Origin of the sequence: Paenibacillus mesotrionivorans, assembly GCF_046098205.1 — a bacterium.
Taxonomy (GTDB): domain Bacteria; phylum Bacillota; class Bacilli; order Paenibacillales; family NBRC-103111; genus Paenibacillus_AR; species Paenibacillus_AR mesotrionivorans.
The window spans coordinates 59,653-75,186 of record NZ_JBJURJ010000003.1 but is presented as its reverse complement, the minus strand read 5'-3'; the positions used below and the strand labels follow the sequence as shown (position 1 = coordinate 75,186).

General features: G+C 57.0%; 14 protein-coding genes. 13 read left to right on the top strand and 1 reads right to left on the bottom strand.

Features of this window, described 5'->3' with window-relative positions:
- The first annotated feature begins 11 nt into the window (after positions 1 to 11).
- The 9 genes from cobD (at position 12) to ACI1P1_RS04760 (ending at position 9,340) form a co-directional block, all read left to right on the top strand.
- Positions 12 to 1,109: a threonine-phosphate decarboxylase CobD gene (cobD, locus tag ACI1P1_RS04800; protein ID WP_416215239.1), complete on the top strand. Its 1,098-nt coding sequence runs from the start codon at positions 12 to 14 to the stop codon at positions 1,107 to 1,109.
- Between the two features lie 453 nt (positions 1,110 to 1,562).
- Complete coding sequence (locus ACI1P1_RS04795) at positions 1,563 to 3,212, top strand: cobyric acid synthase (RefSeq protein ID WP_416215238.1); 1,650 nt, start codon at positions 1,563 to 1,565, stop codon at positions 3,210 to 3,212.
- Positions 3,213 to 3,231: 19 nt separating this feature from the next.
- On the top strand, positions 3,232 to 3,801 hold the full coding sequence (locus tag ACI1P1_RS04790; protein WP_416215584.1) for a cob(I)yrinic acid a,c-diamide adenosyltransferase: 570 nt from the start codon (positions 3,232 to 3,234) through the stop codon (positions 3,799 to 3,801).
- Positions 3,798 to 4,709: an RluA family pseudouridine synthase gene (locus ACI1P1_RS04785; protein ID WP_416215237.1), complete on the top strand. Its 912-nt coding sequence runs from the start codon at positions 3,798 to 3,800 to the stop codon at positions 4,707 to 4,709. Before ACI1P1_RS04790 ends, ACI1P1_RS04785 begins: the two co-directional genes overlap by 4 nt.
- 67 nt (positions 4,710 to 4,776) lie before the next feature.
- Entirely contained in the window at positions 4,777 to 5,133 is a 357-nt protein-coding gene (locus ACI1P1_RS04780; RefSeq protein ID WP_416215236.1) for an arsenate reductase family protein, read from the top strand.
- Positions 5,134 to 5,155: 22 nt separating this feature from the next.
- The gene (locus ACI1P1_RS04775; RefSeq protein WP_416215235.1) at positions 5,156 to 6,343 is read left to right on the top strand and encodes an aminotransferase class I/II-fold pyridoxal phosphate-dependent enzyme; all 1,188 of its coding nucleotides are present in this window, start codon (positions 5,156 to 5,158) and stop codon (positions 6,341 to 6,343) included.
- 93 nt (positions 6,344 to 6,436) lie between these two features.
- The gene (locus ACI1P1_RS04770) at positions 6,437 to 7,576 is read left to right on the top strand and encodes a DGQHR domain-containing protein (RefSeq protein WP_416215234.1); all 1,140 of its coding nucleotides are present in this window, start codon (positions 6,437 to 6,439) and stop codon (positions 7,574 to 7,576) included.
- A complete protein-coding gene (locus ACI1P1_RS04765; protein WP_416215233.1) occupies positions 7,576 to 8,748 on the top strand; it encodes a DNA sulfur modification protein DndB in 1,173 nt (390 codons plus the stop codon). The genes ACI1P1_RS04770 and ACI1P1_RS04765 overlap by 1 nt, the downstream gene beginning before the upstream one ends.
- Before the next feature lie 115 nt (positions 8,749 to 8,863).
- A complete protein-coding gene (locus ACI1P1_RS04760; protein WP_416215232.1) occupies positions 8,864 to 9,340 on the top strand; it encodes a NanQ anomerase/TabA/YiaL family protein in 477 nt (158 codons plus the stop codon).
- A gap of 87 nt (positions 9,341 to 9,427) precedes the next feature.
- Here ACI1P1_RS04760 and ACI1P1_RS04755 read toward each other — a convergent pair whose 3' ends face one another.
- Positions 9,428 to 10,315, bottom strand: coding sequence for a 5'-3' exonuclease (locus ACI1P1_RS04755; protein WP_416215231.1), 888 nt, complete (start codon positions 10,313 to 10,315; stop codon positions 9,428 to 9,430).
- A gap of 189 nt (positions 10,316 to 10,504) precedes the next feature.
- Here ACI1P1_RS04755 and ACI1P1_RS04750 point away from each other — a divergent pair, with 189 nt between their 5' ends.
- The 4 genes from ACI1P1_RS04750 to ilvD all read left to right on the top strand — a co-directional run bounded on the left by ACI1P1_RS04750 (position 10,505) and on the right by ilvD (position 15,354).
- Positions 10,505 to 11,767 carry a methyl-accepting chemotaxis protein gene (locus ACI1P1_RS04750; protein WP_416215230.1) on the top strand — a complete coding sequence of 421 codons (1,263 nt, stop codon included), beginning with the start codon at positions 10,505 to 10,507 and terminating at the stop codon, positions 11,765 to 11,767.
- A gap of 115 nt (positions 11,768 to 11,882) precedes the next feature.
- Positions 11,883 to 12,884, top strand: coding sequence for an ABC transporter ATP-binding protein (locus tag ACI1P1_RS04745; protein ID WP_416215229.1), 1,002 nt, complete (start codon positions 11,883 to 11,885; stop codon positions 12,882 to 12,884).
- Complete coding sequence (locus ACI1P1_RS04740; protein WP_416215228.1) at positions 12,881 to 13,585, top strand: hypothetical protein; 705 nt, start codon at positions 12,881 to 12,883, stop codon at positions 13,583 to 13,585. The genes ACI1P1_RS04745 and ACI1P1_RS04740 overlap by 4 nt, the downstream gene beginning before the upstream one ends.
- Before the next feature lie 83 nt (positions 13,586 to 13,668).
- Positions 13,669 to 15,354, top strand: coding sequence for a dihydroxy-acid dehydratase (gene ilvD, locus ACI1P1_RS04735; RefSeq protein ID WP_416215227.1), 1,686 nt, complete (start codon positions 13,669 to 13,671; stop codon positions 15,352 to 15,354).
- Positions 15,355 to 15,534 lie beyond the last annotated feature (180 nt).

Here is a 15,534-nt window from a genome sequence, read left to right as displayed (position 1 = left end):
GTCGGTGAAAAATGATGCTTGAAAAACACGGGCACGGCGGTGACGTCTGGACGGCGGCGGAGCTGTACGGTTTGGATAAAAACAGCTTTTTGGACTTTAGCTCCAACATGAATCCCCTGGGTCCGCCGGAGGCGGCGGGGCGGATAATCCAGGAGGAATGGAGGCGGGAGCTATCGCGTTACCCGGACCCGGATTGCCGGGAGCTGCGTCAACGAATCGGTGAGGTATACGGCGTTTCCGCCTCTTGTGTGCTGGCAGGCAACGGCGCTGCCGAGATCATTGATCTGGCGGTGCGGTCCCGGAGTCCCCGGACAGTAGGGCTTCTGCAGCCTTCCTTCCGGGAATATGCCACCGCTGCCCAGCGAGCCGGGGCCGGAATCGTGGACATCCCGCTTTCTGCGGAACGGGAGTTTGATCCGGTCTGGAGCTTGGCAGAGGTGCAAAAGGCTGCCAGGGAGGCCGAACTGTTTCTGTTCGGGCATCCCAACAATCCTACAGGGCGGCTGCTCCCGCCTGAGTTCGTCCGCCAGCTGACGGCTGCAGGGAAGCCGGTGATTCTCGATGAGGCTTTCATCGATTTCTCCGGTGAGGAAGAGAGAGTGAGCTTCATCCGCCAGGCGGCAGAATCGGACAGGCTGTGTGTGGTCCGCTCGATGACCAAGTTCTATACGGTTCCCGGTCTGCGTCTTGGTTTTGCAGTGGCAGGCCAGGGCTGGATCGAAGCCATGAAACGCCTGCAGGTGGAATGGAGCGTCAACGGCCTGGCCCAGCGCATCGGGCAGGCCGTGCTGGGGGATGAGGAGTACGCAAGGGCAACCCGGGATTGGCTGCATGAGGAATCGGCCTGGTTGACCCAGGCGCTGACCGGACTTGGTCTCCGGGCGACCCCCAGTGCCGCCAACTACCTGCTGTTCCGCATCCCTTCGGAATGGGGCGTCACCATCCACAGCCTGCAGGAAGCAATGGGGCGCAGAGGCATTCTGATCCGCAGCGCTGCCACCTATCAGGGTCTGGACGACAGGTACGGACGGTCGGCTATCCGAAGCCATGAGGACAATATGAGGCTGGTTGCGGCACTGGCTGCTTGTTTGGAGGATTTGCGGGGGTAGCTGGTCGGGCTGGCGACGGGGATAGGATATAGGCTAACCCAGCTATGCTTGTTTGCTGTAGGTTTGCTGTAATGGGGAAGGTGGAAGCCAAGATGAATGTCAGTGTGAATGCGAGATAGCGGAAGCGGACTTCCGTTAATCCCATCCATTCAGGGATTTCATCTACCATAACGGAAACGATTTTCCGTTATTGGCGCGATTTGCCCTGTAGCTATCCCTTAGATAACGGGATAGCGGAAAAATGCTTCCGCTATTTGCGCTTCTCGCCTCCGGGCGTTGCGTTAGCGGAAAATCCTTTCCGCTAATCCGGTGCCAGCCCGAGAATGAGGGGGGACAGCCCACAAAACCTGCTGGACCTTTCCTGAGCCTGAGCCTATCCCGATGCAGCTTGAATTAACCTGTCATTTTACCGTAATACAGACTTTTACCATTGAGAGGGGGCTGGCGTCACGTATGCAGCAACCGGAAGTAAAACCCGCCGGGAAAACCATTATGCTTCAAGGGACCGCCTCTGATGTGGGCAAAAGCATCCTGACCACCGCCTTATGCCGGATTTTCGTACAGGACGGCTTCCGCACGGCTCCCTTTAAGTCCCAGAATATGTCCCTGAACTCCTATGTGACTCCGGACGGCAAGGAAATCGGCCGGGCCCAGGGATTGCAGGCAGATGCCTGCCGTATTGCCGCCACTACGGACATGAACCCGATTCTGCTGAAGCCGGTGAAGGATATGACCGCGCAGGTGGTGGTGCATGGCCGCCCCTTGCGGAATTATGAGGCCCGGGCATACCGGGAGGAGTATCTGGAGGAGGCGGGGGGCATTGTGCGGGAGGCCTTGGGCCGCCTTCGGGATACCTATAGCCTGGTGGTGATCGAAGGTGCGGGCAGCCCTGCCGAAATTAACCTCAAGGACCGGGATATTGTCAACATGCGGCTGGCCGGCTGGGCCGATGCTCCGGTCATTCTGGTGGCGGACATCGACAGGGGTGGTGTGTTCGCGTCCATCGTCGGTACGCTGGAGCTTCTGGAGCCCCATGAACGTGACCGCATCAAAGGCTTTGTCATCAATAAATTCCGTGGGGATGTATCCCTCCTGAAGCCGGGTCTGGACTGGCTGGAGGAGCGCACCGGCAAGCCTGTGCTGGGGGTTATTCCTTATTTGCCCCGGCTAGGGCTGGAGGATGAGGATTCCGCCTCGCTGGATACCAAGAGAGAGCAAAACCGGCGCAAGGCGGCAAACAGTCTGAAGGAAAGCGGGACAGGAACGCCGTTGCAGCAGCCTGAAGGATCTGCAGCAGCCGGCTCCGGTTCATCCGCCGGCGGCCAAGCACCCGGCTCACCCAAGCTGGACATCGCCGTTCTGCGTCTGCCCCGTTTGTCCAACTTTACGGATTTTGACCCGCTGGACGAGGAGCCGGATGTGGAGCTCCGGTATGTGGAGCATCCGGGGGAATGGGGAAACCCGGATGCGGTGATTCTGCCAGGCAGCAAAAACACCATGGATGACCTGGCCTTCTTGCGCGACGCCGGGTTGGCGGACAAGCTGCTGGAGCACCGGGCTGCAGGGAGGGCTATATTGGGCATCTGCGCAGGTTACCAGATGATGGGCCGCCGTCTTCTGGACCCCGGGCATGTGGAGTCGGACCGGGACGAAGCGGAAGGACTAAACTTTTTCCCGGTAGAAACGGTCTTCACGCCCGTCAAAAAAACCGTCCGGGTAGAAGGGACGGGCAGCCTGTTTGCCGAGCAAAACCTCCATCCTGTCGAAGGCTACGAGATCCATATGGGCGAAAGCCGGTTTCTGGAGCCGGTGTCCCATCCCTTCCGGGTGTCCGAATCGGTCGTGTCTATGGAACGGGCGGAGCCCCACGCCGAAGGAGCACAATCGGAGGACGGTGTGGTGTGGGGAACGTACATTCATGGTATTTTGCATAATGACACCCTGCGCAGAAGCTGGTTGAACCGCCTGCGGATGCACAGAGGCTGGCCGCCGGAGGAAGAGCTGCTGCAATTCGGCAAACGCCGGGATGAGGCCATTGACCGGCTGGCGGAGCATGTGCGCAGCCATTTGGATATGGAGCGGATTTATGCGATGATAGAATAAATGGAGAGGAGGAAGAATGATGCGAATTTATACACGGACAGGGGATGCAGGCCAGACGGGCGTTATCGGCGGCCGGGTGGATAAGGACGACAACCGGGTGGAGGCCTATGGCACCGTGGACGAGCTGAACTCCTTCGTAGGCCAGGCTATGGCCAGTCTGGACCCGGTGAAATACGAGGATATGCTGCAGGAGATGAAGGTGATCCAGAACGAGCTGTTCGATATGGGCTCCGATTTGGCTTTGTTCAAGCCGGGGCTGCGGCCGTACAAGGCCACTCCCGAAATGACGGTGAAGCTGGAGCAGCTGATCGACCGTTACGACGGGGAAACACCGGACATTACCCGCTTTGTACTGCCCGGAGGAAGTCCCGCCTCTTCCTTGTTCCACGTCTGCCGTACCGTCTGCCGCCGAGCCGAGCGCCGGGTAGTGACATTGGCCCGGACCGAGGAAATCAACCCTCCCGTGTTGACCTACCTGAACCGGCTGTCGGATCTGTTCTTCACCATGGCCAGAGCCGCCAACCACCGGGAAGGGGTGCCCGATTCGGAATATGAGCGGAGCGGGGAGGTATTCCGCAGGAAATCATGAGCTATTATGAGCCGATTACGTATATCGTCCCCGAGGGGGATGACGGCCTGGAGCTGAAGGCCATTCTCCGCCGGAGGATGGCTTTGTCCCGCAAGCTTCTGTCCCGCATCAAGCTGACGGAGGAAGGGATTACCGTCAACGGGGAGCGCCGGTACACCAGCGTGCGCGTCAAAACCGGGGATGTGGTGGAGGTCCGGATGGAGGAGGAGGATTCCGAGGACATCCTTCCCCAGGACCTGCCAGTGGATGTGATTTTTGAGGATGAGCACCTCCTTATCGTCAACAAACCGGCCGGCACCATCGTCCATCCCACCACCGGACACTGGTCCAACACATTGGCCAATGGCGTGGTGCATATGTGGCAGCAGCGTGGCTTGCGCATCCGCTTCCGGCCCGTCCACCGGCTGGACCGGGAAACCTCCGGGGTTCTGGCCATTGCCAAGAATCCCTATGTCCACCAGCATATTTCTGAACAGATGAAGGCCGGTAAAGTGGAAAAGGAATACACCGCACTGGTCCGTGGCCACATGGAGCACCCGGAAGGAACCGTGGATGCACCCATTGACCGCAACCCGGACTCCCCCCATTACCGGATTGTAACGCCATCGGGGTACCCCTCTGTCACCCATTACCGGGTGGTGGAGCAGCTGGAGGATGCCGCTGTTCTGGCGATCCGGCTGGAAACGGGGCGCACCCATCAGATCCGGGTCCATATGGCTCATCTGGGGCATCCGTTGATTGGAGACGCCATGTACGGCATCCCGGAGGACCGGGAGTCTTACCCCGGGGGAAGACATGCCCTTCATGCATCGCGGTTGGGCTTTATCCATCCGGTATTCCGGACGCCTCTGGTTTTTGAAGCGCCCCTGCCTGCCGATCTGGAGGCACTGTTGTCGAGACTTAGGTAAAATGTTATGATAATTTTATTCGACGTACGGATGCGGCGTAACGGTTAGGTAAAGGAAGATGAAGCTGATGACGGTTACATTTTATGGGTATCCCCCCTGCAGCACCTGCCGGAATGCCTTGAAGTGGCTGAAGGAGCAGGGAGTGGCAACAGAGGTTAAGGATATTACCGCCGAACCTCCCGGCAAGGAAGCACTGAGGCAAATGGCCCGCCTGGCCGGTTTGGACATCCGCAAGCTGTTCAACGTTTCCGGACAGGTGTACAGGGAGCTGTCCCTGAAGGACCGCCTGCCCGGCATGAACGAGGACGAGATGCTGGAGCTTCTGGCAGGGAACGGCAAACTGATCAAGCGCCCTCTGGTTACAGATGGCGTGAAGGCTACAGTCGGCTTTAATGAAGAGGAATTCAGACAGGCATGGGCCTGACGGGACCGGGAGTGTCACGAGAATGACCAGATGGAGATCCGCCAAGCTGAACCGTCTCGGTTCGGCTATATTTAGCGAGGTTGCGGAATGGAAACAGGCAGCACGGGAGAAGGGCCTTGCCCTCATCGATCTTGGCATTGGCAGCCCTGACGGGCATCCGGATGAAGCAGTCGTCCGGGAGCTGGTCAAGGCGGTGCAGGATAAGGGCAATTTCGGCTACCCCTCCTCGGAGGGAAGCCTGGCGTTCCGGGAGGCAGTGGCCGACTGGTACAGCTTCCGGTTCGGTGTTGAGCTGGACCCGCATAAGGAAATCACTGCTTTGATGGGCTCCCAGGACGGGCTCTCCCATCTGGCTATGGCCGTGGCGAATCCCGGCGATACCGCACTTGTTCCAGACCCCGGCTATCCTATCTACTCGGCGAGCCTGGTGCTTGCCGGAGTGGAGCCGTACCCGGTCCCGCTTTTGCCCGAGTTTGGTTATTTGCCCGACTTGGACTCTATTCCGGCCGGGGTGCTGGATAAGAGCACGTTTATGCTGCTGAATTATCCCAACAATCCCTTGTCCGCCGTGGCCGATCTATCTTTTTTTGAGAAATTGGTGTATCTTGGATTCAGGCACGACCTGCTGCTCATCCACGATATCGCCTACTCCGAACTGGCTTTTGACGGTTACCGTCCCCCCAGCATCCTAGAGATCAAAGACGCCAAAAAAACCGCTGTGGAATTCCATTCCTTGTCCAAAAGCTTCAATATGGCCGGCTGCCGGATTGCATTTCTGAGCGGCAACGAAGATGCAGTATCCTCTCTGAAGGCGCTGAAGTCGAATATCGATTACGGAGTGTTCGAGGCGGTGCAGCAAGCCGGGATTGCAGCTATGCGCGAGGATATCCGTTCAGGATTGGGCGGACGGAATGCCCTGGTATACCAGGCCAGAAGAGATCTTCTGCTTGAGCGGCTGGAGGAGTGGGGCTGGATCATCCCGAAGCCCAAGGCGACGATGTTTGTATGGGCGCCAGTCCCGGGAGGGGTTACCTCCCGCAGCTTCGCAAGAGAGCTTGCCGTCGAAACCGGGGTGATCGTCATTCCCGGCGATGCATTCGGGCAATATGGGGAGGGGTATGTGCGGATCGCCCTGGTTCAGGGTGAGGATATGCTCAAGGAAGCAGCAGACCGGATCGGCCGTTTTTTGGGCGGACTTTCGGTTTCGTAACGATACGGATATAATTTCATGCCATTCTGTCTATGATGGTAATATAAGCACCGAAACCGGTGTGTGCAAAATTTATGCAGAAAGCAAGGTGATATGATGGACTCCATTCAATCTTTGTCCGAGCTTTTGTCCGAGCAGAAAGCCGGGTCGTTTGTGGAAATTCCCGGCAGACTGGCCCGCACCTTCGGGCAGACGACTATTTCCACCACCCTTCCGGTGAGCAAGCTGCTCTCCATCTATGAGGTGGACCTGGAAGTGCAGCGTTCCATTATCCCGCAAAATCTGACCAAGCTGATCGACTATATTCAACTATTCTTAGATCATCAGCAAACCGTGTATTTTCCCGGCATTATTCTCTCCGCCCGCGGAGCAGGGGAATATGACGAGAGCGCCGGCGTTTACCGGCTGAAGGCCATCGAAAAGCTGTACGTGGTGGATGGACAGCACCGGCTGGCCGCATTCCAACGGCTGACGGAATCCTTCCAAAGCTTAATGGCCCGGGCAAAGGACCGCCGGGAATATGACAAGATGGAGGAAATTTCGCAGAAGCTGAACAGCCTCTACCAGTTCCCCATGTCCGTCATGATTTATCTGGATATCGACGCCCGCCAGGAGCGCCAGCTGTTCAGCGACATCAACAAGCTTCCCCGGAAGATCGGCGGCAACCTGGCCGTTCTGCGGGATCAGCGCCGTTTCTACCATGTCGTGGCCTCCCGTCTCGCCGGAAGCGATCCGAACCTGCAGGATATCGGCGTGGATATGTTCACCGAACGGGGCAAGGGTCCGGAATTCCTCTGGTCCTACCATCTGCTGGTAGAAGTTATGTGTGCGCTGTTCGAAGGCCGCATGCGTTCCTCCGCCCGTAACAACGGCTACCAGTTCACGGAAGAGGAAGAGGATGAAGCCATCAAGGAAGCCTCCTTCTATCTGGACCGTCTGGTGGCGTATCTGCCCAAACCCGGCAAGGGCGTGATTGCCTGGTCCGAGAATGTGCAGCTGGCCCTGGCGTTGTTCTCTCATGAGGAAGCCGTCAAAACCGGCAGCTTCAACCGGTATTCCCTGGAGCATGCCCTGAAGATTCTGCCCCATATCGATTGGGACGGCATTTATGTGGGTGAGGAGAAGGACCGTCTGCCCCGACGCAGCCGGATTATGAAGGCGTACCAATATATCAAGGAATTCTATAACAACAACCAATTGATCTTAATCGGGACGAAGGAGGATGCGGGCTAATGGAAGGCTTATGCTTAAATATGACCATTCATCCGTTCTGCGACCGGTTTGGGCTGGCAACCATTTCCTTGCCGGTGCAGGATCTGTTGAACTATACCGCGATTGATTCCATGGTGCAGCGCAAGCTATCTGGCATGCAGCGCCGCAAAATCGCCAACTATCTCCAGGAGCGGGAGCTGGATCATGTATTTTTTGGCCCCGTTACCCTGTCCTTGCGTGATGTTAGCCAGCTGGCCCGCGATGAGGAAGGCGGCCTGTACCTGCGCCACGGCTCCAAGCTGAGCATTCTGGACGGACAGCACCGGATTATGGCGTTGGGCTACGTCAATGAGCAAATGCTGAAGGAAGTCCGCCGCTACGAGAAGAAGCTGGCCGCTCTCAAGCTCAAAATCCGCCGCCATGGGGAAAATGATGAGCTGAAGGAAGAAGCCGCCCAAACGGAAGGTCTGCTGGAGCAGCTGGAGAAGCGCCGCCTGGATCTGGTGGAAACCGAGCTGTCCGTACAGCTGTATGTGGGTTTGACCGAGGAAGAGGAAAAGCAGCTGTTCGGCGACATCAACTCCAAGGTGCAGCTGGTTTCCAAGGAGCTGGGCCATTCCTTCGACTCCACCGACCCGCTGAATCTGGTGATCCAGCAGGTAGCCGACCATAATGTCTACCTGAAGGCCGCCGGTGTGGAGAAACGCAGCAACCTGACCTCCTTCAACAAAAATTTCACGTCCTTCAGCTGGCTGTATTCCACCTCCGTCATGCTGTTTTCCGGGCGTCTGCAAACCTCCTATGAGCTGGCCCGTCGGATCCGCAAGGCTCCGGCTACTTATGTGGAGATTCTGCACCAATTCTTTAATACCATTCTGCCGTTGATGCCGGAGCAGCCGGGGCTGCCCCAATACTCCACCTCCAGCCGTGTTATGCAGGAGGGTATCGCCTTGTATGCGCATCAGCACCTGTTCAAAAACGGCGAATACGACGAAAAGGGATTGCAATGCCTGCAGATCTTCGACGGCTTCGACTGGAGCCATGAGAACGAGGATCTGATCCGGGTATTCGGTTCACTGGATAATGGCAAGCTGAACCTGATCCACGAAAAATCCCTGCGCAAGCATGTGAAAATGGTGGACCTGTTCCAGTCCCTGTACAAGGAAGCAGCCGAGTCGGAAGCGTTGGCATAAGAAGTCACTAACATCAGGTTTCATGAGAAGAAGCCGGTTGGCTCTGGGGGGCTGTCTGAGGGACAGTTTCCCGCTGCCGGCTTCAACCTATTATGATAAAGAGGTGCAGTCCGCAATGATCGTAGGCAATTTGGATTCTTGGCAAAAAGAAGCACATATCTATTCTAAGGCGCTGGCAAAAGGAATGGCCTTTGTTCAGGAGAACCGTACCGGGGAGCTGGAGGTTGGCCGCCACGAAATCGACGGCGACAAGATGTTCGCCCTGGTATCCGTAGCCGAAACAGAGCCTAAGCAGGACCGTAAGCCGGAAGCCCATGACCGTTATATCGATATCCAATATTTGGCCAGCGGTGCAGGCGAAGTGATCGGGGTTGCCCGCCGTTCTGCCGATTCCGTACCCTCCGAGGATTACCTGGGCAGCCGGGATATCGCCTTCTATACCGATGTGAAGGATGAAACCGATGTGCTTTTGCGTCCCGGCATGTTCGCCGTGTTCTTCCCGGATGACATCCACCGCCCCCTGTGCGCAGCGGGAGATACGGCGGATTCGGTGAAGAAGATCGTTGTGAAGATTGCACTGGATATTTTGTAATCATAATATTCAACAGCAAACAGGCCCGTTTTGCCGGATATTGGCAGAACAGGCCTGTTTGTTCCATGCCGCGGCTGTGCCGGGCTATTACGCTCCCAGGGAAGCGTCGATCCGGATGTTGAGCTCATACTGCTCCATGGATGCGCGGAGTACATCATGCCGGATATTCAGCTGCAGGGCCTCCAGTGGAAGCTCGCCAATCTCGGGGATATCCACGATGATGGTGGACAGCTCCTTGCTTAGGAAGCAGGATTCCTGTCCGGCCACCAGCTTCTTCCGGTGTTTGATCAGGTGGGGCTCCAGCTGGTCGATGGAGGCGTACAAGCTCTCCAGGCTGCCGTATTGCTGAATCAGAGGCAGGGCGGATTTGGCACCGATGCCGGGGCAGCCCGGGATGTTATCGCTGGTGTCCCCGAGCAGGGCCTTCACATCGGTCCACTGTCCCGGCACAATGCCGTAATCGTTCTGGAAGTGGGCGCAGGTATAGACGGCCTCGCCCTGTTTGCCGGCAATAATCTGGGACGAGGTATCGCTTAGCAGCTGAAGCAGGTCCCGGTCGTTGCTGTAAATAAAGCAATGGTCCACCGGCCACAGGCGGGAGAAAGCCCCCAGCAGGTCATCCGCTTCATACGGGGGAAGGGACAGCTGGTGCACGCCGATGCCCTCCAGAATATCCCGGCAGCTCAGATACTGGTCCAGCAGTGGTTCAGGCAGCTCCGTCCGGGTGGCCTTGTAGGAGGCATACTTCTGCCTGCGGGTGGTTTCCTCACGCTTCACGTCCCACAGGACGGAAAGATGGGTGATCCGGTGCTCCCGGATCAGGTTGAACAGCTTCTGGTAGAACACCCGGAGCGCATTATTGTAAACGCCGTTCTTATTCCGCAGTTGGTCATTGGCTCTGTTATACGATGTGGCAAAATGGGCTCTGCTCAGCAGGTTGAAGCCGTCGATGAGCAGAAGATGCTGCTGGTTCATACATTCACCTTTTTCCTTGAAAATTGCATACTCATTTTTACTTACCTCTTATTATTGCATTCCCGGCAGGGTTTCACAATGTTTGACACTGGAAATTGACCGAAATTCGACATAGACCAGGAATTTTTTCAATGCTATAATATTTGGTAAAGAAATCGTTTTCATTTAGCCGGCAGAGGAGTGGGCTCCATGGACTTTATGAACAGTTGGTCCTTCCGCAAAAAATTATTGGTGGGTTGCTACGGGTTGTTGGGGGTCGCAGAAATTCTGCAGCTGATTAAGACTTTTATCATGGGCCATACCTTTTGGGAGTGGCTGATCCAACTGGTGATTACCTTTGGCATCGCGTTTCCGCTGATCCGCATGATCGAATCCAAACTCACCGAAACCGTGGAGCACATGACCCGGGTGGCCATGAATGTGGCCAAGGGGGATTTTTCCCAGAAGGTGCGCATTGAGAGCAATGACGCCTTCGGCGATTTGGGCAATGCCTTAAACCAGATGATCGACAAGCTGCGGGGGATTCTGAAGGACACCACCGGCATCGCCCGACAGGTCTCCGACACTACCATCAGCATCCGCAACAAAAGCCAGGAATTCCGGGATGTGCTGGGCCAGGTGGCGGTATCCACCAACGAGCTGGCAGTGGGCGCAAGCTCCATTTCGGAGGATGTATCGGATATGACGGGCTCCGTCCGTGATATAGAGGGCAAGGTGGAGGCCTTCGCCAATTCGGCCAGGTCCATGAATGACAAGTCCGGCCTGATGATTACGCTGGTGGAGAAGGGACGCAACGCCGTGGAAGGCCAAGGCATGGGGATGAAAAGCAACATTGCCGCTACACTGGCTGTTGCCGCCACCATCAAGGAGCTGGCCGTACAGGCGGAGGGTATTACCAAGATCACCCGAACTATTAAGGATATCGCCGAACAGACCAACCTTCTGTCCCTGAACGCCTCCATCGAGGCGGCAAGAGCCGGGGAGCATGGCCGGGGTTTTGCCGTAGTGGCCCAGCAGGTGCGCAACCTGGCGGAAGAATCCACCCAGGCCACGAAGGAAGTGTTCAACCTGGTCAACCGGATTCAAACCGGTGTGAAGGAAGCCAGCGAGAACATCAAGGCCAATGAAGAGATCGTGAATATGCAAAGCGGGATGATCGAAGAAACCGCCCAGGTGTTCAATGAAATCGTGGAGAGTATTCAATACATAACCGAATCGATTCACAGCTTCAATCAGGAGAGCGTTATTATGCTGGACGGCGCCCGGAAGATTTCCTCGGCTATCGAGAATATTTCCGCTATTACCCAGCAGTCCGCAGCCGGCACGGAGGAGGTTTCCGCCTCCATGAATGAACAGATCGCTTCCATTCAGGACATGACGGACCAGGCGGACAAAATGAGCCAGGTCTCCAGCCAGATGCTGAGGACGATCCAGATTTTCCGGCTGGACTGATTGCAGGAACGGGAGTCTGTGCTGTATCCTTATACTTACATACATGAGCTGCATAAGCCGCTTCGCTCCTTCGGGCGAGGCGGTTTTCATATTAAACCGGGTGGGGATAGAGAGAATGATACCCATATTAAAGGTACAAAGGCTTAACAAGCAGTTCGGCAGCAGGACGGTGCTGCGGGATGTGGAGTTTGTATTGGTTGCCAGTGAGGCTGCTGTGCTCTCCGGTCCCAATGGCAGCGGCAAAAGCACACTGCTGCGGATTATCGCGGGGCTTCTGCCCCCGGATTCGGGTACGGTCCGGCTTGCGGACGTAAGCGGCATTGGGGAACATGCATCGTGGGGAATCGGGCAGGACGAACGTGGACAGACATGGCGAAAATGGGGCAGGGCAAGCTCCGGCTCCGAATTGAGCAGACGGATCGGCCTTGTGCCGGAACGGATGCCGGTTTTACGCTTTAGCCCAGTTGAATATCTGACGCATATGGGGGCCGTGCGCGGGATGCCAGCGGCCCGGCTGCGGGAGCGTACGGTCGAACTGCTTGCGCTGTGCGGATTGGAGCATGCCAAGGATGCGCCGATACGATTCTTTTCCAAGGGGATGCTGCAAAAGGTGGGCATCATGCAGGCGATGCTGGAGCAGCCGTCCCTGCTTCTGATGGATGAACCCTTCTCCGGCTTGGATGTGAACGCCCAGGAGGATCTGGTCCGTATTCTCCGGGAGCTGAAATCCGGGGGAACCGGGCTGCTGTTCGCCTCCCATGAACCGGGGCTGGCGGCACGGGTAGCCAGCCGGCAGCTAGTCCTGGACGGACGTGGTGCGGTGGAGTCGCGGGAGCTGGAACAGCCGGCGGCGGGGGAATATGGGGTCATGGTGCGGACCCTGGGAATCGGCACGGATGCGGCGGCAGATATAGCGCTAAGGCATGGAGGGGATTGCCCGTGGGGAAGGGCGGACGATGGAGTTTGGTTCCGGCCTGAACTCCGCTTCCGGGACAAGCTGCTCCTGGCGGTGCTGCAGGCGGGGGGCGGGGTATTAAGCGTACAATCCGGGGAGGTCCGCACAGAGGGAACCTTCGGCAGGCTCCGTATTGAGGCGGGGGAGGGCGAGCGGCAATGATTGCTTTGGTCAAATGTATGCTCACGGATCTCCACCGCTCCAACCGGTATTTTATGCCGGCTGTCTGTTATGGCCTTCTTGTGCTGTGGATGTATTCCGTCCGGCCCAATCCGGTGCTGGAAAGCTACAGCGCTACGGTGGCGCTGGCCTTCGGCTGCGCGTTGTGGTTCGGCTTTATGGCCGAAGGTTCGGAGGCCCCGGTGCAACGGGAGCTGACCATGCTCCATGCCGGAGGCTGGGGGCGTTATGGCTGCGGCCGGCTGCTGCTGCTGGGAATTTGGGGTTTTGCGTTCTCCCTGTGGGGGACGCTGGTTCCGGTGGTTTCGGGCGCTTTCGAAAGAAGCCCCACCGGGCTGGAGCTGACGCTTTCCCTGTACAGTCACGGGGCAGCGTTCCTGTTGGGGGCGGTCATCAGCTGGCTGTTGGCTGTTTTGGGTGTTAAACCCAAAAGCAGGCTGGTGATGGCGATGGTTATTCTGGCGCTGGCCTTGGCGGCGGGAGGTATGGAGTCGGCCTTACCATCCTGGGCAAGCGGGGGAACGTGGCTGATTCCGCCGGCTTACCGCCTCATGCATGTGATGGCCAAGTATCCGTCCATGCATCCGGGAACGGCCACTTTTTGGTTTATGTACCCGTTGGCGTATGCAGGACTGCTGCTGGTTCCGGTTTTGAAATATTTGCCGCTGCAAGGCTCCCGATGATTTTGGATTTTCTTTTGCGCTTAAACGTGCTAAAATTGTAAAAACTAAAAACTATGGATTGGCAGGAAGGAGATTTTTGCATCATGCTAAAAGGTTCGAAACGCAGCGATATGATTACCAAGGGCTTTGACCGCGCGCCTCACCGCAGTCTGCTCCGGGCCGCCGGCGTGAAGGAAGAGGATTTCGGGAAGCCTTTTATCGCCGTATGCAATTCATATATTGATATTGTGCCGGGTCATGTGCATCTCCAGGAGTTCGGCAAAATCGTCAAGGAAGCCATCCGTGAGGCAGGCGGCGTCCCCTTCGAATTCAACACCATCGGTGTGGATGACGGTATTGCTATGGGGCATATCGGCATGCGCTATTCGCTGCCCAGCCGTGAGATTATTGCGGACTCTGTAGAAACAGTAGTAGCGGCTCACTGGTTTGACGGCATGGTCTGCATCCCTAACTGCGACAAGATTACGCCGGGCATGATGATGGGCGCGCTGCGTCTGAATATCCCCACCATCTTCGTCAGCGGCGGTCCCATGGCTGCGGGCAAGGATAAGAACGGCCGCTCCATTAACCTGAACAGCGTGTTTGAGGGCGTTGGTGCGCATCAAGCAGGTATAATTGACGACAATACCTTAGAAGAGCTGGAGCGTTACGGCTGTCCGTCCTGCGGCTCCTGCTCCGGTATGTTCACCGCCAATTCCATGAACTGTCTGGCGGAAGGCCTGGGTCTGGCACTGCCTGGCAACGGCACGATTCTGGCAACCTGGGAAGAGCGCAAGGAGTTCGTGAAGCGCTCTGCCAAACAACTGATGAAGATCATTGAGCTGGACTTGAAGCCCCGGGATATTGTAACCGAGCGGGCTATCGACAACGCCTTTGCTTTGGACATGGCCATGGGCGGATCCACCAATACCGTTCTGCATACTCTGGCTCTGGCCCAGGAAGCAGATATCGAATATTCTGTGGCCCGGATTAACGAAAAGGCGAAGGTGGTCCCCCATCTGGCCAAAATCGCCCCGGCCTCGGATTACCATATCGAGGATGTCCACCATGCAGGCGGCATCAGCGCCATTCTGAACGAGCTGTTCAAGAAGGAAGGCGTGCTGGACGGCAGCTGTCTGACCGTTACCGGCAAAACCCTGCGTGAAAATGTGGAAGGCTGCGAGATCAAGAACCACGACGTGATCCGGCCGTTGGATGATCCACACAGCCCGCAGGGCGGCCTGTCTGTGCTGTTCGGCAATATTGCTCCAGAAGGCTGCGTCATTAAGGTAGGCGCTGTGGACAAGTCCGTAGGAAGCTTCTTCTCGGGCCAAGCCATCTGTTTTGATTCTCAGGATGAAACACTTGCGGGCATTGCCTCCGGCAAGGTAAAGGCGGGACATGTGGTCATCGTCCGGTATGAAGGACCCAAGGGCGGCCCCGGTATGCCGGAAATGCTGGCACCCACCTCGCAGATTGTCGGTATGGGTCTGGGCGCTAAGGTAGCCCTGTTGACCGATGGCCGTTTCTCTGGAGCATCCCGCGGCATCAGCATCGGCCATGCTTCGCCGGAAGCCGCAGAGGGCGGTCCCATCGCTTTCGTCGAGGATGGTGATACCATCGAGATCGATCTGGCCAACCGCACCATTATGCTGAAGGTGAGCGACGAGGAGCTGGAGAAGCGCCGCGCAGGCTGGAAGGGCTTCGAGCCTAAGGTGAAGACCGGTTACCTGGCCCGCTACTCGAAGCTGGTTACCAACGCCAGCTCCGGCGGCGTGCTGAAGATTTAAGGAATACGCGCGTGTCCACAGCGCACGGTTTGAATAAAGCTGCTTGCCCGGCCGTGTTTGCGACTGGGGAGCAGTTTTTTTGTTGGGTGTGTGCCGACACGCATTTTCCAGCCGCTATAAATCCCTGACTACCTTATGGAACCTGCAGCACTGGTACGGGAGTACCTGAGTACCTGAGTA